The sequence below is a fragment of the Cupriavidus sp. OV096 genome (assembly GCF_900115455.1).
Taxonomy (GTDB): domain Bacteria; phylum Pseudomonadota; class Gammaproteobacteria; order Burkholderiales; family Burkholderiaceae; genus Cupriavidus.
The window spans coordinates 236,243-255,619 of sequence record NZ_FOWM01000007.1 but is presented as its reverse complement, the minus strand read 5'-3'; the positions used below and the strand labels follow the sequence as shown (position 1 = coordinate 255,619).

Below are 19,377 nucleotides of genomic sequence, written 5' to 3'. Positions count from 1 at the left end.
GACACCTTCTTGATGAGCTGCGTCACGCGGTCCACGTCCTCGTGGCCCATGCCCTGCGTGGGCTCGTCCAGCAGCATCAGCTCGGGCTCCATCGCCAGCGTGGTGGCGATCTCCAGCGCGCGCTTGCGGCCGTACGGCAGGTTGACGGTGACGGTCTCGGGGAACTCGGTCAGGCCGACCTGTTCGAGCAGGTCCATCGCCCGGTCGTTGAGCACGTCGAGCGATCGCTCGCTGCGCCAGAACTGGAACGAGGTGCCGAGCTGGCGCTGCAGGCCGATGCGCACGTTCTCGCGCACGGTCAGGTGCGGGAACACGGCGGAAATCTGGAACGAACGGATCACGCCGCGCCGCGCAATCTGCGCCGGTTTCTCGCGGGTGATGTCGATGCCGTTGAAAAGGATGGTGCCGGTGGTCGGCTCCAGGAACTTGGTGAGCAGGTTGAAGCAGGTCGTCTTGCCCGCGCCGTTGGGGCCGATCAATGCGTGGATCGAGCCGCGTCGCACCTGCAGGTCCACGCCGCTGACCGCCGTGAAGCCCTTGAAGGACTTGGTCAGGTTGCGGACTTCTAGTACGTTGGTTTGCATGAGTCTCTTATAGGCTGCCGGTTGGCTCCCCTCCGTCTGCGGGAAAGCGGCAGGAGAGGGGAGCAAAGCATGGCTGTCGTCTATTTACTTCTTCACCAGCGGGCAGCGCGATTGCGACAGCGGCTGGAAGGCTTCCTCAGCCGGCACGGTGGCCACGAGCTTGAGGTAGTCCCACGGCGTCTTCGACTCGTTCGGCGCCTTCACTTCCATCAGGTACATGTCATGCATCATGCGGCCGTCGGCGCGGATGTAGCCGTTCTTGGCGAACGCGTCGTTGATCTTGGCCTTCTTCAGCGCCGCCATCACGGCGTCCGAATCGTCGCTGCCTGCCGCCTGCACGGCCTTCAGGTACTGCAGCACGGCCGAGTACGTGCCGGCATGCACCATGTTCGGCATGCGCTTCATGCGGGCGAAGAAGCGGGCGCCGAACTCGCGCGTCTGCGGGTTCAGGTCCCAGTACCAGGCATCGGTCAGCTTCATGCGCTGCGTCAGCTTCAGGCCCAGGCTGTGCACGTCGCTGATGGTCATCAGCAGGCCCACCAGGGTCTGGTTGCGCGGCAGGCCGAAGTCGTTGGCCGCCTTGATGGCGTTGATGGTGTCGCCGCCGCCGTTGGCCAGCGCCACCACCTGGGCCTTGCTGGCCTGGGCCTGGAGGATGAACGACGAGAAGTCCGATGCGTTCAGCGGGTGCTTGATGTTGCCGGCCACCGTACCGCCCGACGCCTTCACCACATCCGCCGTGGCGGTTTCCAGCGACTGGCCGAACGCGTAGTCGGCCGTCAGGAAATACCAGCTCTTCAGACCCTGCTTGACCATGGCCTTGCCGGCTACGTTGGCCAGCGCGTACGTGTCATACACATAGTGGACGATGTACGGCGAGCATTCCTCGTTGGTGTGGCGCAGGTTGGCGCCGCCAGTGATCAGCGAGATGCGCTTCTTCTCCGACGCGATGCGCGAGACGGCCAGCGCGACCGACGAGTTCGGCAGGTCGACAATGGCGTCGACGCCGTCCCGGTCGATCCACTCGCGCGCCTTGGCGCTGCCAATGTCCGCCTTGTTCTGGTGGTCGGCGGTAACCAGCTCGATCTTCTTGCCCGGCAGCCCATTGCCGAAATCCTCGATGGCCAGCTTGGCGGCTTCGACCGAGCCCTTGCCGGCGTAGTCAAGGTAGACGCCAGACAGGTCGGTCATCACGCCGATCTTGACGACATCTCCGGAAATCGCGGCGCTGGCAGCGCCGGCAAACGTGGAAAGGCTGAACGCCAGGGCGGACAGCAGGGTGGCTCGCTTCATCTCTTCTTCTCCGTGGTGGTGTTGCTAGAAAAGCTGGGCGGCTGCTCAGACCGCCATGTGCGCGTACCGGTAGTCGGCCGGCGGCACGAATGTTTCCTTGACCGTGCGCGGCGACACCCAGCGCAGCAGGTTCAGCGGCGAACCGGCCTTGTCGTTGGTGCCACTGCGGCGCGCGCCGCCGAACGGCTGCTGGCCGACCACCGCGCCGGTGGGCTTGTCGTTGATGTAGAAGTTGCCGGCGGCGAAGCGCAGGGCGTTGGAAGCCTGGGCGATGGCCGCGCGATCCCTTGCAAAGATCGCGCCCGTCAGTGCGTAGGGGCTGGTGCCGTCGACCAGTTCGAGCACCTCGGGCCAGTGCGCGTCGGCGTAGACGTAGACGGACAGCACCGGGCCGAACAGTTCGGTTTCCATCAGCGTGTGGCGCGGGTTGTCCACCTCCAGCACGGTCGGCGCGATGAAGTAGCCCACGCTGTCGTCGGCCTTGCCGCCGGTGACGAGCTTCACGGCGCTGTCGCTGGCGGCGCGTTGCAGATGGCCATGGATGCGGTCGAACGCGCGGCGGTCGATCACGGCGCCCATGAAGTTGGTGAAGTCGGTCACATCGCCCATCTGGATGGTCTCGGCCATCGCCACCACGCGCTCGCGCACGGCCGGCCACAGCGAGGCGGGGATGTAGGCGCGCGACGCCGCGCTGCACTTCTGGCCCTGGTACTCGAAGGCGCCGCGCAGCAGCGCCACGGCCAGCGTGTCGGCATCGGCGGACGGGTGGGCGAGCACGAAGTCCTTGCCGCCGGTTTCGCCGACCAGACGCGGATAGCTGCGGTAGCGCGACACATTGCGGCCGACTTCGCCCCACAGTGTGTCGAACACGGCCGTCGAGCCGGTGAAGTGAATGCCGGCCAGTTCGGGCCGCGCCAGCACGGCGCCGCTGATCGCCACCGGGTCGCCCGGCAGGAAGTTGATGACCCCCTTCGGCAGACCGGCGGCCTCGAGCAGCTCCATGAACAGGAAGTTCGACAGCGACGCCGTGGCGGCCGGCTTCCACAGCACGGTGTTGCCCATCAGCGCCGGGGCGATGGCCAGATTGCCGCCGATGGCCGTGAAGTTGAACGGCGTGACGGCGTAGACGAAGCCTTCCAGCGGACGGTATTCGAGGTGATTGCGCATGCCCGGCGACGAAATCGGCTGGCCGGCCGTCAGTTCGTGCGCGAACTGCACGTTGAAGCGCAGGAAGTCGATCAGTTCGCAGGCCGAGTCGATTTCGGCCTGGTAGGCGGTCTTGCTCTGGCCGAGCATGGTCGCCGCGTTCAGGCGGGCGCGCCACGGGCCGGCCAGCAGGTCAGCGGCCTTGAGGAAGACGGCGGAGCGCTCGGCCAGCGTGGCGTTGGCCCAGTCGCGTTGGGCGGCCACTGCGGCGTCGATGGCGGCGTGGATGGTGGTCTCGCCGGCGTTATGGACTTCGCCCAGGCGGCGGGCGTGGGCGTGCGGGGCGCGCACGTCGGTGATGTCGCCGCTAAGGATGCGCTCGCCGCCGACGATGGCCGGGATCTCGCGCACCAAGGCTTGCTGCTTGTCGAGTTCTGCCGTCAGCGCGACGCGTTCGGCGGTGCCCGGGGCGTGGTTCAGGACCGTTTCATTGATGGATTTTGGATAGGAATTGTTTGCAGACATATACGTTACGAGCTTATTTGGATATGAACATTAATAAATTGGATCCAGTTTAGCAGTCGGGATATTCAGGCACAATAGGGGCCTCACTCGAATCGCATACCGATCTCCAGCACCTCCCATGTCCACGCAAACGGGCCGCGCAAGCGCTCCTACCAAGGGTTTACCCCAGATCATTCGCGATCAGCTTCGCTACGAAATTCAGAAAGGCACGTTGCCGGCCGGGGCGCAGTTGCGCCAGGACGCGCTGGCGGAACGCTTCAACGCGAGTCGCATTCCCGTGCGGGAAGCGCTGCGCCAGCTCGAAACGGAAGGGCTCGTCACCTATCAGCGCAACCGTGGCGCGGTGGTGTCAGGGATGGATGCGACGCAGATCTGCGAGTTGCTCGATATCCGTGTCGCGCTGGAATGCCACGCGGCGCGCATCGGCGTGCCGAACATGGTTCAGCAGGACTTCCAGCAGATGCAGGAGATTCTGGACGCGTACTCGCAGTCGGATTCGCTCGCGGAGTGGGCCGAGTACAACCGGCGCTTCCATTTGGCGCTGTGCGCGCCCGCTAATAACAAGCGGCTGCGCCGGCTGATCGAGGAGTTCTGCCTGAACACGGACCGCTACACGCACGAGCAGATGTCTATGGCCACCGGCAAGGAAGGCCCGCAGGCGGACCACTATCGCATTCTGGAAGCATGCAAGGCGCGCGATGCCGAGAAGGTGGCGTCGCTGCTCGAGGAGCACATCCTCGAGACCAAGCGCAATCTGCTTGCCAGCGAGCGGATGAAGGACGTGGATTAAATCAAATCAGGCGGGGTGCACGACCACGAGCAGCGCCGTGGCGGCACTCTTGCCCGGATTGGCGATCGCATGGGCCACGTCCGCGCCATAGCGGGCGGTATCGCCATGCTTCAGCTTCTTCTCGTCCTCTGCGGCACGCACGGTCATTGACCCGCTCAGCACCGACAGGTGCTCCTGCGTGCCCGCGTCATGCGGCTCGGACGCCAGCACCCCACCGGGCTGGATCGTCAGCTCATACCACTCGAATTTCCCCGCCAGGTCGATCGGCCCGAGGATGCGCAGCTCGCAGCGCCCGTCCGGGCTTTTCAGCGCCGGGATGGCGTGCGGCTGCACCACGGCAATCGCCGGGGCCGGCGCGCTGGCCGCGCCATTGGCCAGGAAGTCCGCCAGGTTCACGCCCAGCGCGTTGGCCAGCCGCCACAGCACCGCCACCGTCGGATTGGTCAGGTTTCGTTCGATCTGGGACAGCATAGACTTGGAGACACCGGCGCGGCGCGACAGGTCATCCAGCGACAACTGCTGGGCCTGCCGCAGCGCCTGGAGCGCGCCTCCCACGGCGGGTGGCCCATCGGACTGGACGGGCGGCTTGGGGGAGTTGGGCGGGGAGGGTTGCGTCATCGTCATGTGTTCGTTATAGTGCACGAACCGTTCGTTATATAGAACATGTTCGATTTATCGAATCGAACGACCGAGACACTACCACCGGGAGCCGGGCCATGTCGAGTGCCGAGACTTTCTATGCATCCATCCGTGCGGAACTGGATGCCATCCGCGACGCGGGGCTGTACAAGCGCGAGCGCATCATCGCCACGCCGCAGGGCGCGGTCATCCGCACGGCCGACGGCCGGGAAGTGATCAACCTCTGCGCCAACAACTATCTGGGACTGTCCTCGCACCCGCAGGTGATCGAGGCCGCCCACGAAGCCTTGCGCACTCACGGCTTCGGCCTCAGCTCGGTGCGCTTCATCTGCGGCACGCAGGACCTGCACAAGACGCTGGAGGCGCGGCTGGCCCGCTTCCTCGGCACCGAGGACACCATCCTCTACGGCTCCGCCTTCGACGCCAACGGCGGCCTGTTCGAAACCCTGCTGGGCCCGGACGACGCCGTGGTCAGCGATGCGCTGAACCATGCGTCGATCATCGACGGCATCCGGCTCTCCAAGGCAAAGCGCTACCGCTACCAGCACAACGACCTCGACGACCTGCGCGTCCAACTCCAACAAGCCGACGCTGACGGCGCGCGCTTCAAGCTCGTGTTCAGCGACGGCGTGTTCTCGATGGACGGCACCGTGGCGCGTCTCGATGAGATCCGTGCGATCTGCGACGAGTACGGCGCGCTGCTTGGCATCGACGAATGCCACGCCAGCGGCTTCATGGGCGCACGCGGGCGCGGCACGCACGAGGCGCGCGGGGTGTTCGGCAAGATCGACATCATCACCGGCACGCTCGGCAAGGCGCTGGGCGGCGCCTCGGGCGGCTTCACCAGCGGGCGCAAGGAAGTGGTGGAACTGCTGCGTCAGCGTTCGCGTCCGTATCTGTTCTCGAATACCGTGGCCCCGGCCATCGTCGGCGCCAGCATCGCCGTGCTGGATATCCTCGAGGCCAGCACCGACCTGCGCGACCGGCTCGAGCGCAACACCGCCTTCTTCCGCAAGGGGATTGCCGCGCTGGGCTTCGATATCAAGCCGGGCGACCATCCGATCGTCCCGATCATGGTCTACGATGCGGAGAAAGCCCAGCAGCTTGCCGAGCGGCTGCTGGCGCTGGGCGTCTACGTGGTGGGCTTCTTCTACCCTGTGGTGCCGAAGGGCCAGGCGCGCATCCGCGTGCAGCTGAGCGCGGTGCACGATGAACCCACGCTGCAACGCGCGCTGGACGCCTTCGCGCAGGCCGGCCGTGAACTGGGGCTGATTCGATGAGCCAGGCAGTGAGCAAGCCGCAGATCCTGATCATCGGCGCCAACGGGCAGCTTGGGTCCGAACTCGCGCTGGCGCTGGCCGAGCGGCACGGGCGCGAGCATGTGGTCACCTCGGACGTGGTGCCTACCGGCCGCCACGTGCATATCGCCCATGAAATGCTGAACGTGACGGACCGGGGCGAACTGGCCACGGTGGTAGAGCGCCACGGCATCACGCAGATCTACCTGCTGGCCGCCGCGCTCTCCGCCACGGGCGAGAAGGCGCCGCAGTGGGCGTGGAACCTGAACATGACCGGACTGCTGAACGTGCTGGAACTGGCACGCCAGCAGGGCATCGAGCGCGTGTTCTGGCCCAGCTCGATCGCCGCGTTCGGCCCCACCACGCCCGCCGTGGACACCCCGCAGAAAACCGTCATGGAGCCGACCACGGTCTACGGCATTTCCAAGCAGGCGGGCGAGGGCTGGTGCCGGTGGTACTTCGAGAACCATGGTGTGGATGTGCGCAGCGTGCGCTATCCGGGGCTGATCTCGCACAAGACCCCGCCCGGCGGCGGCACCACCGACTATGCGGTCGATATCTTCCACCACGCGGTGCGCGGCGAGCCCTACGACTGCTTCCTGGAGTCCGACGAGCGACTGCCGATGATGTATATGCCCGACGCGATCCGCGCCACGCTGGAGCTGATGGAAGCGCCGCGCGAATCGATCCGGGAGCGGGGCAGCTACAACCTCGCCGGCATGAGCTTTACCCCGGCCGAGATTGCCGAGGCGATCCGCCGCCGGGTGCCGGACTTCGCCGTGCGCTATGCGCCGGACTACCGGCAGGCTATCGCCCGGGGCTGGCCCGATTCGATCGATGACAGCGCCGCGCGTACCGACTGGGGCTGGCAGCCGAAGTTCGGCCTCTCGGAGATGGTCGACGACATGCTGGAGAACCTGAAGGCCACCGCCGGATAAGCGCTCCCCAGATCACATGAACTAGTTCGGAAAGAAATAGTTTGCATCCTAATTAATTCACGTCTATCATTCGGCCCATGCCAAAGATAGACGCCCTCCTTTTTGCCTTTACCGGCCAGCTCATGCTGGCGGGCCGCCAATGGCGCCAGATCAGCCAGGCGTCGGTCACGGCACACGGGATTTCCGCAGCGGCCGCCGCGCCGCTGCTTTTCATTCGCCGCCTCGGCGGTGGGGTGCGCCAGGTGACGCTGGCGGACTACGTGGGCGTGGAAGGCGCCACGCTGGTCCGTCTGGTCGATCAACTGAGTGCCGCCGGACTGGTCCGCCGCGAGGTGGACCCCAGCGACCGCCGCGCCAACGTGCTCTCGCTCACCGATGCCGGTGAGCGCATGGCCGAGCAGATCGAAGTCGAACTCAAGCAACTCCGCGCCGAAGTGTTCGCCGAGATCAGCGAGACTGACCTCGAAGCCACGCTGCGCGTGCTGGACGCCTTGTACAAGGCCGCAGGAAATGCTTCCGCGGCGGCCAAGCTGGAGCCCTGAGCATCATGGGTAGTTGGCCATCCGCAAGGGACTGGGTTTTCTCGTTCAAGGCGTTCGCCGCCGCCATGCTGGCGCTCTGGATCGCGATGTACATGGGCCTGCCGCGGCCGTATTGGGCGATGGCGTCCGTCTACGTGGTGGCGCATCCGCTGACCGGCGCCACGCGTTCCAAGGCGCTGTACCGCGTGCTCGGCACGCTGCAGGGCGCCGCAGCCGGTGTGGCGATGGTGCCCTCGCTGGTCAACTCGCCGCCGCTGTTGATGGGCGCGGTGGCGCTCTGGACCGGCTGCCTGCTCTACATCGCGCTGCTGCACCGCACCCCCCGTAGCTACGTCTTCATGCTCGCCGCCTACACGCTGCCGCTGGTGGCGCTGCCGGCGGTCGACAATCCCGCCGCCATCTTCGATATCGCCATTGCCCGGGCCGAGGAAATCAGCCTGGGCATTCTGTGCGCGGCCGTGGTCGGCGCCGTGGTGTTCCCGGCGAGCGTGGCGGACGTGCTGCGCGACAAGTCGCGCCAGTGGATGGCCGACGCCGCGCTCTGGGCCGGCGACATGCTCTCGCCCAGCCCCGGCATGCAGGTCACGCGCCACCAGAGCCGTCACCGTCTGGCCGCCGATATCCTGGCCCTCGATCAACTCATCAGCCAGCTTGGCTACGACACCGAAAGCATCGCCCGGGTGCGCGCCGCGCGCGAACTGCGTGGGCGCATGACGATGCTGCTGCCGGTGATGTCCTCGCTGGCGGCGATCGTGGAATCGCTCCAGGCCGCCGGCGGCTTGCCGGACGCGCTGCGGACCCAGATGCGCGCGGTCCGCGCATGGATACAGGGCGGAGCGGTAGACGCGCCGCCCGAGCTGACCGGTACGCCGCTCGAACCCGGCTGGGATGCCGCGCTGGTCACTGCCGCCGAAGACCGCCTGCAACAGATGGTGGCGCTGTGGCGCGACTGCGTGTCCCTGTGCCGGCGCATCGGCGAACGCGACGTGCGTGGCGGCTGGATGCCTGAGTTCCGGCGTTGGGACGTCGGCCAGACGCGCCACTACGACCACGGCCTGCTGCTGTTTTCCACCGTCACGGTGGCCCTGTCGATCTTCGCCATGGGCATGCTCTGGATCCACATGGGCTGGGCCGATGGCGCCGGCGCCGTGGCGCTGGGCGCGGTGTCGTGCTGCTTCTTCGCCGCCCTTGATGAACCCGCGCCGATGATCCAGTCGTTCTTCAACTGGAACGTGGTGTGCATGGTGATCTCGATGGTGTTCCTGTTCGCCGTGCTGCCCGTGGCGCATGACTTCGAGATGCTGGTGCTGATGTTCGCCGTGCCGTACCTGATCATCGGCCTGCTGGTGGCGCAGCCGCGCCTGGCGATGATCGGCATGCCGCTGGCAGTGGTCACGGCCAACGACATCGGCATCTCGGGCGCCTACAGCGCGGACTTCCATACCTTCTTCAACAGCAATATCGCCGGCATCGCCGGTATCGCCTTCGCGCTGGTCTGGACGCTGGTGATGCGGCCGTTCGGCACGGCGGCCGCCACGCGCCGGCTGGTGCGGTCAAGCTGGGGCGATATCGCCGACAACGCGGTGGGCACCCGCCCCGAAGAACACACCCGGCTGCGCGCGCGCATGCTGGACCGGCTGGCGCAACTGGTGCCCCGGCTGGCCGCCAGCGAGAGCGAGGTATCGCCCGATGGCTTCAGCGAGGTGCGCGTGGAGCTGACCACGCTGGCACTCCAGCGCGAGATGCCCACCCTGTCAGCGCCCGAGCAGCATGCGGTCAAGCGCGTGCTGCGCAGCGTGGCCGGCTACTACCAGGCACGGCTGGACGGCAAGCTGAACGGACCGCCGCCGGCGCTGCACACGCGGCTGGCTAACGCGCAGCAGAAGGTGCAGTCGCGCATCGCGCTGGCTGCCCTGGTGGAGATGCAAGTGGCCCTGTTCCCGCCGGCCGTGGTGCCGGCCCCTGTTACCGGAGGCGCCTGATGCCCGGCGAATTCAGTCTTTATGGCGTGTTCATCCCCAGCCTGCTGGTGTGGATGCTGGCCGCCTTTGCGATCACGAGTGGCGCGCGTGCAGTGCTGACGCGCCTGGGGTTCTACAAGCTCGTGTGGCACCGTTCTCTGTTCAATCTGGCGCTGTACGCGATCGTCCTGGGTGGGGTGGTTGCCGTGGTGCCGTGGTTCCAATCATGAAATTCAAACTCTCTTCGCTCGGGCCAGTCGTGCTGACGCTGGCCGTCACCGCTGTCGGCGCGGTTGTCGTCAAGCATCTGTGGGATTACTACACCGTGGCGCCGTGGACGCGCGACGGGCATATCCGCGCCGAGGTGGTGCAGGTGGCGCCCGATGTCTCGGGGCTGGTCACGCGCATCGCCGTCAAGGACAACCAGCGCGTGAAGGCCGGCGACCTGCTGTTCGAGATCGATCATGAACGCTACACGCTGGCGCTGCGTCAGGCCCAGGCCACCGCCGCCGCGATGCGCGCCAGCCTGGCGCAGTACCGCCGCGAGGCGAACCGCAGCCAGAAGCTGGCCGAGGTGGTGTCGCGCGAGGTCGTGGAGGAAGGCCTGGCCAGGGTGCAGCAGGGCGAAGCCACGCTGGCACAGGCCGAAGCCGCCGTGGACGTGGCCAAGCTGAACCTGGAGCGCACGCGCGTGGTGAGCCCCGTGGAAGGCTACGTCAACGACCGCCTGCCGCGCCTGGGCGACTACGTCAGCACCGGCAAGCCCGTGCTGTCGATGGTCGATGCCCGGTCGTTCCATGTGGAAGGCTACTTCGAGGAAACCAAGCTGCACGGCATCCATATCGGCAGCCCGGTGGACATCCGCATCATGGGCGAGAAGGGCGTGCTGCACGGCCATGTGCAAAGCATCGCCGCCGGTATCGAGGACCGTGACCGCACCAGCAGCAACAGCCTGCTGCCAAACATCAACCCGACGTTCAACTGGGTGCGGCTGGCGCAGCGCGTGCCGGTGCGGATCCAGTTCGACCAGATGCCTGCCGACGTGCGGCTGGTGGCCGGACGTACCGCCACGGTCTCGGTGACCGGAGGGGGTACGCAGTGAACAGCGCAGTGAGTCGCTTAAGCCGTGCCGTGCTGGCGGGGATGCTCCCGCTCGCGCTGGCAGCCTGCATGACCGTCGGCCCCGACCACAAGGTGCCCGGCGATGCCGTGGTCAACGCCACCACCGCCAACGGCCCGTTCCAGGGCGCGGACAACCCGGCGGTGTCGATCGGCGACGTGCCCAACGACTGGTGGAAGCTTTACGACGACCCGAAGATCGAAGGGCTGGTGAAGCAGGCGCTCGTCGCCAACACCGACCTGCGCGTGGCCGCCGCCAACCTGAAGCGCGCCATCGCCGTCTATCACGAGGTGGAAGCCGAGAACTTCCCCGAGGCCAAGTTCCGCGCCAGCGCCGAGCGCGGCCAGATTGCCGGCGAGCCGCTGCTGAAGGAAGAAAAGATCCCGGCGATGAACTTCGGCGACATCGGCTTCGACGTGTCGTACCTGATCGACTTCTGGGGCAAGCTCACCCGCGCCGACGAAGCCGCGCTGGCCGGCGCACAGGCCAGCCAGGCCGCGCTGGACCAGGCCCGCGTGGGCGTGGTGGCGGAAACGGTGCGTGCCTATATGCAGGGCTGCACCGCCACGCATGAACTGCACGTGGCGCAACATCAGCTCGACCTCCAGGTGCGCGGCGCACAGCTCGCCCAGAAGATGGTCGATGCCGGACGTGGCATGCCGACCGACGTGCTGCGCGCGCAGGCGCAGGCCGATTCGCTGCGCGCCGTGCTGCCCAAGTACCGCGCCGAACAGGAAGGCGCTGCCTACCGGCTGGCCGTGATGCTGGGCAAGCCGCCCACCGCGCTGGACATGTCGAGCGTGGCATGCGAGCACGTGCCCATGCTGCGTCAGGCCCTGCCGGTTGGCGATGGCGCTGCGCTGCTCAAGCGCCGCCCGGACGTCCGTCAGGCCGAGCGTGAACTGGCCTCGGCGACGGCCAAGATCGGCGTGGCGACGGCGGACCTCTATCCGCAGATCCGCATCGGCGCCTCGGCGGGCTTCACCGGCATTCTCGATCACCTGGGCCAGGCGCCGACCGCGCACTGGGGCTGGGGCCCGGCGATTTCGTGGACGATTCCGACCAGCGGCACGCGCGCCCGCATCCACAACATGGAAGCCAGTGCAGAGGGTGCGCTGGCCCACTTCGACGGCGTGGTGCTGCGCGCGCTGCGCGAGACGCAAAGCGCGCTGTCCAGCTACACGCACGAACTCGAGCGAAACCAGGCGCTGCGCGACGCACGCGACAAGGCCGATGAGGCCGCCCGGCACAACCGGCTCCTGTATCAGGCGGGACGCTCGCCGTACCTGCAGAGCCTGGACGCGGACCGCACGCTGGCTAACAACGACGCCGCGCTTGCCGCCTCGGACGCGCAGATCGCCATGGACCAGATCAACCTGTTCGTGGCGCTGGGCGGGGGCTGGCAGGATGCACCGGCCGTGGCGAGTGCCCCGATAAATTAGCGTTGGCAAATCGGAAAGCGCCGCCGCGGAACCTGCTTGAATCCATCCGGGTTAGCCGGCGGTCTTCCTGGCGCTTTCCGTCCCTCGGCGGGCTTATAGCGCTCGTCGATGGCATCCTCCAATTGAAGCGGCACGCATAACTGGCGCCTATGGGCCCAGTCGCTTCGTCGTGCGCTATCGAAAGGGGCGGTTTCCTTTGCAACGGCGCTACCTCGCTTTTGGCGAGAATCATTTCACAAGCGAAATGATCCAGGTAAAGGTGCTCCATGGAAGTCAGCGCACTCATGCTCTCGCGCATTCAGTTTGCGTTCACGGTGTCGTTTCACATCATCTTCCCTTCGCTCACGATCGGGCTGGCCGCTTGGTTGACGCTCCTCGAGGGTATGTATCAGTTCACGCGGAAGGAAGTCTATCGACGCGTGTTCGATTTCTGGCTGAAGATCTTCGCCGTTGCCTTTGGCGTTGGCGTAGTTTCAGGTGTCGTGCTGGGATTCGAGTTCGGAACGAACTGGAGTGAACTGTCGCGCCTCTCCGGACCCGTGCAAGGTCCGTTGCTGACGTATGAGACTTTCACCGCATTCATGCTCGAAGCGTCGTTCTTCGGGGTGCTGCTGTTCGGGCGATCCAGGGTCAAGCCAGGCTTCTACTTGTTCTCGGTAGCGATGGTTGCGCTCGGGACAACGTTCTCAGCCTTCTGGATCATGGTCAACAACAGTTGGATGCAACACCCGGTTGGCTACGATTTCATCGATGGTCGCTTTGTCCCGACGGATTGGGCCGAGATCATCTTCAGTCCGGTCGTTTGGGTGCGCTTTCCTCATATGTTGTTGGCGTCGTACCTGACTGGCGCGTTCTGTGTCGCTGCGACTGGTGCCTGGTACACGCTGCGCAAACTCTGTGAGCCGGAAGCGAAGGTGATGCTACGGATGGGCCTGGCGCTGGCCACGGTTCTCATACCAGTGCAACTTGTGTTCGGGCACCTGGTCGGTGACTATGTACACGACGACCAGCCGGCAAAATTCGCTGCAATTGAGGGGCGTTGGCATGACGAGCAGCCTGCGGCAGAGGTGCTCATTGGATGGCCGGACGAAGAAAAGGAAACGAATCACTACGAAGTATCGATTCCGATTCTCGGAAGCCTGATTGCGACCATGACCACCGATTCGAAGGAGGTGGGGCTCACGAGTTTTCCAAAGGAGCAGCGGCCACCGGTATTGATTCCGTTTCTCGCATTTCGTGTGATGGTCGGCTGTGGGATTGCGATGCTGCTTATTGCGTGGCTCGGTAGCTGGTTCTCCTTCAGAAACAGCATCGAGGAAAAGAAGACGCTCCTGTGGGCAACCTATCTTTCGTTTCCCTTGCCGTTCGTGGCGATTCTGACGGGATGGTTCGCAGCAGAAGTTGGGCGACAGCCCTGGACCGTATGGGGGGTGCTGCGCACAGCAGACGCACTGACGCCGACGCTGACGGCTCGCGCGGCGGGCGCTTCACTGTTTGTCTTCGTTGTGACGTACTTGATTGTCTTCTCGTTCGGCACGTATTACGTCTACAAGCTACTCCGCAATGGTCCCGCTTCGATCGACCAGGACCGCGAGCCATCGGGAACGTCCAACAGACCGTTGGCAGTCGCTGCGGCGGAATCGTTTCGTGATTGATGAACTGACTACTCTGTGAGGCAACCATGATTACGTACTGGTCCGCAATCCTGGCCATCAGTATGCTCGTCTATGTGCTGCTCGATGGTCTTGACCTCGGTGTCGGCATGTTGTTTGGCACGACTCGGAATGAAGCACGAAGAAAGTCGATGCTGGCTTCAATCGCGCCGATTTGGGATGGTAACGAGACGTGGCTGATCGTGGCGGGCGTTGTGCTTTGGGGCGCATTCCCAATGGTCTATTCGACGCTGCTCGGTGCCTTCTACATTCCCGTCTGCGTCATGCTGGCGGGCTTGATCTTCCGCGGCGTTTCGTTCGAGTTCCGTGTCCATGCGCATCGTTCCAAGCCGGTGTGGGATTGCGGCTTAGTCGTTGGATCTCTCGTGGCAACGTTTATGCAAGGCGCGATGATTGGCGCGTTGGCAGAGGGTCTGCCCATCGAAAATGGGCGATTCATGGGCAACGATATGAGCTGGCTCAGCCCGTTCTCCGTAGTCGCCGGCATTGCGCTTTGCTTCGGCTACATGTTGCTCGGAGCGGGGTGGCTGGCGAAGAAGTGCGAGGGAGAGACGCGCGATGCCGCATTCAGGGCGATTCCTCGCTTGCTTGTCGTCGTACTCGTCTTGCTCATCGCACTCTTCTTCCACGCGTTGTACGCCAATTTTGCGGTCATGGCGCGATGGACGGAGCGTCCAGTGCTGTTCCTTGTACCGTTCGTTGGGTTGATCGCCGTGTTGATTGTCTGGCATGGGGCAAGAAGGGCGATGGATACTTCGGTATTCCTGGCGTCCGCAGCCTTGTTCGTGGTGGCATATGGGATGTTCGCCGTCTCGTTCTGGCCGTACATCGTGCCGTTCAGCATCACGATCAATGAGGCTGCTGCGCCGATGTCGAGCCTGTCGTTCATGTTCTGGGGGGCTGGTCTCTTTGTCTTCCCATTGATGCTGGCTTACACCCTGTGCGGCTACACGGTCTTCAAAGGCAAGGTTGACGTCACGTCCGAGCATTATTGAAGGCCCTACGCTATCTGACTGACGTCGAGCATCCTCAGTCAGATAGCGGCGAAGAAGAAGCGGGTCATTCCGGCACGATGTCGGGGCGGTCACGCGGGAACTGCGCCAGCGTTTCCGCGCTGATGTTCAACGTTTGCATGACCATCTCAGGCGGTGTATGCGTGAGCCAGTCGGACAGCGCCACCTCCGCAAAGTGGTCAGCCTTGAAGACCTCGACCATGATCAGGTCCGTGTTGCCGACATTCTGCACATAGTGACCGAGCCCCTTCTTCACGTAGCCGATATCACCCGCGTTGAAGTCGGCGGTCATCGCCTTGGGACCCGTATCGAAGACAGTCATGCGCCCTTTGCCCTTGATGTAGTACTGCCATTCGTCGGCGTTCGGGTGCCAGTGCAGCTCGCGCAGACCGCCCGGCACCACCGTGACCAGCGCCGCGGCCACATTCTGCGAGATTTTGAAGTTGCGGCTGTCCGCAATCTGTACATAGCCGCTGCGCGTCTTGTGCACCGGCGTGGAACCTGCCAGCGAAAACGTTACCGGAAGTGCGGGTGGACCTTTCTTCGAGGCGGAAGCACGTTGTGCTGCCGCGAGTGGTCCCGGCTCCTTGCCTTGGAAGATCCAGAGGTTGTCGACGGGAATATCCTTGAGCGATTCCACCGGAACGCCGAAATTAGCAGCCAGCACTTCAGGCGGCGTGTGAGCGAGCCAGTCCGTTACCAGCAGCGTGTTGAATTCGGACGCCATGCCGCTATCGAACGCAATCAGAAATTCCGCGCCGGTGGTGCCTGCTCCCTGCAGCGAATGCGGCAGCCCTGGCGGGAAGTACCAGAGGTCGCCTGCTTTGACGTCCTGCACCGATGAACGGCCTTCTTCATCAAGTGTCGTGATGCGGCATTTGCCGTCGAGCATGATGGCCCATTCGGCCTGCTGATGCCAGTGCATCTCGCGAATGCCGCCCGCCGAAAGCCGCATGTTCACGCCGGAGATGTCCTTGGAGATGGCAAAATCCTCCTGCGTGACTTCGCGTGCCCAGCCGCCGTTCTGGATACGCTTGTGCGCATTGTTGAACGACGACCAAAACTGCGGCATGCCGTTGACATCGGTGGCCGGCGCGTCCTGGGCGGACGGGAACTGCCGTGCCAGCATATCGTCCCGCGGGCCGGGATCGGTGAGGCCCTGCCGGTTGCGCGCGTTGATCGCCCCTTCAGGCGGACGGTCTGGATTGCCGAATGAAGCGGCATGAGCTGACGCAGCGGCGGCTGCAAACGCCGCGGTTGCCGTACCGATCATTACCTTTCGTCTGGACAAGTCAGTCATGATTTTTCCTTTGCATGGATAGGGAAGTCTCACGCGCGTCAGAAGCGCCCAAGGGACGGTGTTGGAGGGCCCGCCAGGCATCGCCGCCATGTCGGGCAAGAAGCCATCAGGCGCCGTTGTAGTTGATCTTCAGCGTCTGGTTATCCAGCGACGTTCGCACCTTGTCCGAGAGCTTCTTGGTGGGTGCTTTCCGGCATTCGTCAACCACGTGAGCGACCGTGCGCGGCGTGTCAACGACGATCTGGTCGTTCTCGCGCACGCCCAGCTTGTCTACGCTGGCGATCCAGTAGACCACCGCCGGCTTGTAGGTTTCGCTGACCGAGAGGAACTCCTCGCAAGTCATCTTGAACGGCTTCACGGTCTTGACTTCGTCAGTGGCAGCAGAGGCGATGAGCGGGGCGGAAAGGGTGACGATAGCGAGGGAAAGAATCAGGCGTTTCATGCTGGCTCCTGGAAGCTTCGTTGGGATGGATCGACGTGAAGCGCAATCAGGAGAATGATCTCGTTCACGCCTGGGCCTATCGTAGAAGGTCGCGCAGGTGGGGGATTTTCGGAGCATGTCAGGCGTTTTCAAATCGCATGGCTATGCCTTCTTCGAGGCAGGGGAGGCCGTCGGGTGCAACAGCACTGGAATGGATTTTGAGGTTGGGGTATTGCAGACGTCCCCCACGCTGTCCAACGGTACCAGCGGGTTGGTTTCCGGATAGTAGGCGGCGATGCATCCGCGCGGAATGTCGTACGCCACCAGTCGGAATCCGTCGGCACGCCGCTCGACATCGTCGTGCCATACCGTGGTCATGTCGACCCAGTCGCCGTCGCGCAGGCCCAGCATTTCCAGGTCCGCCGCATGGATGAAGACCACGCGCCGCTGCCCGAAGACGCCGCGATAGCGGTCGTCCAGCGCATAGATCGTCGTGTTGTACTGGTCATGAGAACGCGTGGTCATCAGCGTCATCAACCGCTCGCCATAGCGGGCGCGGGCCTGGGCAATCGGTGTGTCCGGAGTCAGTGCGTTGACAATGAACTCCGCCCTGCCGGAGGGCGTGTGCCATTGCCGCTCGCGCGCGGGAACATACAGATGAAAACCACCGCGCATGGCGATGCGGGCGTTGTAGTGCTCGAAGCCGTCGATGACTTCCGCGATCTTGTCCCGAATGCGGGCGTAGTCCTGTGCGTACCAGAGCCAGTCGACCGTCTCGCTGCCCAGCGTCGCATGGCCCAAGTTGGCAATGATGGCAGTTTCGGACATCAGGTCGGGTGATGCGGGCTTGTTCATGCCAAAAGAGATGTGGACCTGCGAGACTGAGTCTTCCACGGTCACGCCTTGCGGAGCGCCGTCCTGCAGGTCAATCTCAGTGCGCCCCAGTGTCGGCAGGATCAACGCCTCTTTTCCATGGATAAGGTGGCTGCGGTTAAGCTTGGTGGCGATATGCACCGTCAGGTCGCATGCGCGCAGGGCGTCCCAGGTGCGCTCGGTATCAGGTGTAGCCGATGCAAAATTCCCGCCCAATGCGATAAAGACCTTCACGTCTCCCCGCAGCATCGCCTCGATGCTCTCCACAACGTCGTAGCCGTGTTCGCGCGGCGGATTAAAGCCGAAGGCTGCGCCGAGCTTGTCGAGGAAGGCCCCGGTCGGCTGCTCCTCGATGCCGACCGTCCGGTTCCCCTGCACATTGGAGTGGCCGCGAACGGGGCACAGGCCCGCGCCTTCGCGCCCGATATTGCCACGCAGCATCATCAGGTTGGTCAGCATCTGGATCGTCTGTACCGAGTGCTTGTGCTGAGTCAGACCCATGCCCCAGGTACAGATCACGCGCTCGCCCCGGACATAGATGGTGGCCAGACCCTCGATCTCTTCGCGCGGTACGCCAGATTCGCGCTCGATGATGGGCCACGATTCGGCGCGCAGGTCGGCCGCGAAAGGCGCGAAGCCGTGCGTGTGCTCAGCAATGAAAGCCGTGTCCAGTACGCGAGCCGTTCCATTGGTCAACGCTTCGTCGTCCAGTTCCAGCACGCGCTTCGCCACCCCCTTGATCAGCGCGTAGTCGCCGCCAAGTGTCGGACGCACGAACACCGAGCAGATCTTCGTCTCTGACATTGTCAGCATTTCGACCGGGCTCTGCGGGCTGGTGAAGCGCTCAAGCCCACGTTCGCGCAGCGGGTTAATTGATACCAGCGTGGCGCCCCGCTTGGCGCAGTCGCGTAGTTCGGAGAGCATGCGCGGATGGTTTGTGGCGGGATTCTGGCCAAACAGCAGGATCGTGTCGCAGGTCTCGAAATCATCCAGCGTGACTGTGCCCTTTCCGACGCCTACGGTGTGCGGCATGCCACGACTGGTGGCTTCGTGGCACATGTTCGAGCAGTCCGGAAAATTGTTGGTGCCCAGCATCCGTGCAAACAGCTGATACATGAAGGCGGCCTCGTTGCTCGCGCGCCCGGACGTGTAGAAAGCAGCCTGATTCGGGTCGGGCATGGCGCGCAGCCGGGTACCAATAAGGGAAAAGGCATTCTGCCAACTGATCGGGCGATACGTATCTGACGTTGCGTCATAGACCACAGGCCCGGTCAGACGGCCATGCTGCTCCAGCTCGTAGTCGGTCTCTCGCATCAGCGATTCCACCGTGTGATGCGCGAGGAATTCGGCCGTCACGCGCTTGCCGGTAGATTCAGCTGCCACGGCCTTGACGCCGTTCTCACAGAACTCGAACGTCGATGCGTGTTCGCGGTCAGGCCAGGCGCAGCCTGGGCAGTCAAAGCCGTCTGGCTGGTTCTGGCGGAACAGCATCGCGTAGTCACGGCCCGGCACGCGTTCCTTGATGAGGTTGATGGCGACATACTTCAGCGCGCCCCAGCCGGCGGCGGCGTGGGCATAGGGTTCGATGCGGGGCTTTGATTTGAAGGCCATGACTGGGTCTCCTGCCTTAAAGAGTTCGATGCCTTGTGATGGCCCGAGCGTAAAGGAGGAAGGATTGCGGCAATTGCGTCTTGCGGAGCCAGTTTCGTTTTCGCACGACATGCCGGAGGCCCGGAATGCCGCAGGCAAACCAAAGGATGAAGTGGCTCCACAAATTGCCTAGGCGAGAAAACCCAGGGACGAATGCGGTCGGTGTGCC

The 19,377-nt window shown here is 64.2% G+C and carries 17 protein-coding genes; 10 read left to right on the top strand and 7 right to left on the bottom strand.

Features of this window, described 5'->3' with window-relative positions; all coding sequences use genetic code 11:
- The 3 genes from BM115_RS17920 to pruA all read right to left on the bottom strand — a co-directional run.
- Positions 1–584 (bottom strand): ABC transporter ATP-binding protein (locus BM115_RS17920; protein WP_092296817.1); only part of this gene is annotated, 584 nt, incomplete at its 3' end.
- 84 nt (positions 585–668) lie between these two features.
- Positions 669–1,877: an ABC transporter substrate-binding protein gene (locus tag BM115_RS17915; RefSeq protein WP_092296814.1), complete on the bottom strand. Its 1,209-nt coding sequence runs from the start codon at positions 1,875–1,877 to the stop codon at positions 669–671.
- A gap of 45 nt (positions 1,878–1,922) precedes the next feature.
- Entirely contained in the window at positions 1,923–3,548 is a 1,626-nt protein-coding gene (gene pruA / locus BM115_RS17910) for an L-glutamate gamma-semialdehyde dehydrogenase (RefSeq protein ID WP_092296812.1), read from the bottom strand.
- Between the two features lie 118 nt (positions 3,549–3,666).
- On the opposite strand from pruA, the gene BM115_RS17905 reads away from it, so the two are divergent.
- A complete protein-coding gene (locus BM115_RS17905; RefSeq protein WP_092296809.1) occupies positions 3,667–4,338 on the top strand; it encodes a GntR family transcriptional regulator in 672 nt (223 codons plus the stop codon).
- 6 nt (positions 4,339–4,344) lie between these two features.
- Here BM115_RS17905 and BM115_RS17900 read toward each other — a convergent pair whose 3' ends face one another.
- The gene (locus BM115_RS17900) at positions 4,345–4,956 is read right to left on the bottom strand and encodes a helix-turn-helix domain-containing protein (protein WP_092296882.1); all 612 of its coding nucleotides are present in this window, start codon (positions 4,954–4,956) and stop codon (positions 4,345–4,347) included.
- Positions 4,957–5,054: 98 nt separating this feature from the next.
- On the opposite strand from BM115_RS17900, the gene kbl reads away from it, so the two are divergent.
- From kbl to cydB, 9 genes are all read left to right on the top strand, one after another.
- Complete coding sequence (gene kbl / locus BM115_RS17895) at positions 5,055–6,257, top strand: glycine C-acetyltransferase (RefSeq protein ID WP_092296806.1); 1,203 nt, start codon at positions 5,055–5,057, stop codon at positions 6,255–6,257.
- Positions 6,254–7,213, top strand: coding sequence for an NAD-dependent epimerase/dehydratase family protein (locus BM115_RS17890; protein WP_092296803.1), 960 nt, complete (start codon positions 6,254–6,256; stop codon positions 7,211–7,213). The genes kbl and BM115_RS17890 overlap by 4 nt, the downstream gene beginning before the upstream one ends.
- Before the next feature lie 77 nt (positions 7,214–7,290).
- The gene (locus BM115_RS17885; RefSeq protein ID WP_092296800.1) at positions 7,291–7,755 is read left to right on the top strand and encodes a MarR family winged helix-turn-helix transcriptional regulator; all 465 of its coding nucleotides are present in this window, start codon (positions 7,291–7,293) and stop codon (positions 7,753–7,755) included.
- Positions 7,756–7,760: 5 nt separating this feature from the next.
- On the top strand, positions 7,761–9,737 hold the full coding sequence (locus BM115_RS17880; RefSeq protein WP_092296797.1) for an FUSC family protein: 1,977 nt from the start codon (positions 7,761–7,763) through the stop codon (positions 9,735–9,737).
- A complete protein-coding gene (locus tag BM115_RS17875; RefSeq protein ID WP_092296794.1) occupies positions 9,737–9,946 on the top strand; it encodes a DUF1656 domain-containing protein in 210 nt (69 codons plus the stop codon). Before BM115_RS17880 ends, BM115_RS17875 begins: the two co-directional genes overlap by 1 nt.
- Positions 9,943–10,818: an efflux RND transporter periplasmic adaptor subunit gene (locus BM115_RS17870; RefSeq protein WP_177219957.1), complete on the top strand. Its 876-nt coding sequence runs from the start codon at positions 9,943–9,945 to the stop codon at positions 10,816–10,818. Before BM115_RS17875 ends, BM115_RS17870 begins: the two co-directional genes overlap by 4 nt.
- Before the next feature lie 8 nt (positions 10,819–10,826).
- Positions 10,827–12,278, top strand: a complete 1,452-nt coding sequence (locus tag BM115_RS17865; protein ID WP_092296879.1) for an efflux transporter outer membrane subunit — start codon at positions 10,827–10,829, stop codon at positions 12,276–12,278.
- A gap of 266 nt (positions 12,279–12,544) precedes the next feature.
- On the top strand, positions 12,545–13,933 hold the full coding sequence (locus BM115_RS17860) for a cytochrome ubiquinol oxidase subunit I (protein ID WP_092296788.1): 1,389 nt from the start codon (positions 12,545–12,547) through the stop codon (positions 13,931–13,933).
- 26 nt (positions 13,934–13,959) lie between these two features.
- Positions 13,960–14,946 (top strand): cytochrome d ubiquinol oxidase subunit II, encoded by a 987-nt coding sequence (gene cydB / locus BM115_RS17855; RefSeq protein ID WP_092296785.1) that lies wholly within the window; start codon positions 13,960–13,962, stop codon positions 14,944–14,946.
- Between the two features lie 64 nt (positions 14,947–15,010).
- Here cydB and BM115_RS17850 read toward each other — a convergent pair whose 3' ends face one another.
- The 3 genes from BM115_RS17850 to BM115_RS17840 form a co-directional block, all read right to left on the bottom strand.
- Entirely contained in the window at positions 15,011–16,264 is a 1,254-nt protein-coding gene (locus BM115_RS17850) for a cupin domain-containing protein (RefSeq protein WP_092296782.1), read from the bottom strand.
- Between the two features lie 106 nt (positions 16,265–16,370).
- Positions 16,371–16,706, bottom strand: a complete 336-nt coding sequence (locus tag BM115_RS17845; RefSeq protein WP_177219956.1) for an HdeA/HdeB family chaperone — start codon at positions 16,704–16,706, stop codon at positions 16,371–16,373.
- A 141-nt stretch (positions 16,707–16,847) separates the two neighbouring features.
- Complete coding sequence (locus tag BM115_RS17840) at positions 16,848–19,169, bottom strand: FdhF/YdeP family oxidoreductase (protein WP_092296776.1); 2,322 nt, start codon at positions 19,167–19,169, stop codon at positions 16,848–16,850.
- Positions 19,170–19,377 lie beyond the last annotated feature (208 nt).

Bases quoted from the DNA above. Each gene is read 5' to 3' on its own strand.
- BM115_RS17915 (WP_092296814.1), bottom strand. From the start codon at position 1,877: ATGAAGCGAGCCACCCTGCTGTCCGCCCTGGCGTTCAGCCTTTCCACG.
- pruA (WP_092296812.1), bottom strand. From the start codon at position 3,548: ATGTCTGCAAACAATTCCTATCCAAAATCCATCAATGAAACGGTCCTG.
- BM115_RS17905 (WP_092296809.1), top strand. From the start codon at position 3,667: ATGTCCACGCAAACGGGCCGCGCAAGCGCTCCTACCAAGGGTTTACCC.
- BM115_RS17900 (WP_092296882.1), bottom strand. From the start codon at position 4,956: ATGACGCAACCCTCCCCGCCCAACTCCCCCAAGCCGCCCGTCCAGTCC.
- kbl (WP_092296806.1), top strand. From the start codon at position 5,055: ATGTCGAGTGCCGAGACTTTCTATGCATCCATCCGTGCGGAACTGGAT.
- BM115_RS17890 (WP_092296803.1), top strand. From the start codon at position 6,254: ATGAGCCAGGCAGTGAGCAAGCCGCAGATCCTGATCATCGGCGCCAAC.
- BM115_RS17885 (WP_092296800.1), top strand. From the start codon at position 7,291: ATGCCAAAGATAGACGCCCTCCTTTTTGCCTTTACCGGCCAGCTCATG.
- BM115_RS17880 (WP_092296797.1), top strand. From the start codon at position 7,761: ATGGGTAGTTGGCCATCCGCAAGGGACTGGGTTTTCTCGTTCAAGGCG.
- BM115_RS17875 (WP_092296794.1), top strand. From the start codon at position 9,737: ATGCCCGGCGAATTCAGTCTTTATGGCGTGTTCATCCCCAGCCTGCTG.
- BM115_RS17870 (WP_177219957.1), top strand. From the start codon at position 9,943: ATGAAATTCAAACTCTCTTCGCTCGGGCCAGTCGTGCTGACGCTGGCC.
- BM115_RS17860 (WP_092296788.1), top strand. From the start codon at position 12,545: ATGGAAGTCAGCGCACTCATGCTCTCGCGCATTCAGTTTGCGTTCACG.
- cydB (WP_092296785.1), top strand. From the start codon at position 13,960: ATGATTACGTACTGGTCCGCAATCCTGGCCATCAGTATGCTCGTCTAT.
- BM115_RS17850 (WP_092296782.1), bottom strand. From the start codon at position 16,264: ATGACTGACTTGTCCAGACGAAAGGTAATGATCGGTACGGCAACCGCG.
- BM115_RS17845 (WP_177219956.1), bottom strand. From the start codon at position 16,706: ATGAAACGCCTGATTCTTTCCCTCGCTATCGTCACCCTTTCCGCCCCG.
- BM115_RS17840 (WP_092296776.1), bottom strand. From the start codon at position 19,169: ATGGCCTTCAAATCAAAGCCCCGCATCGAACCCTATGCCCACGCCGCC.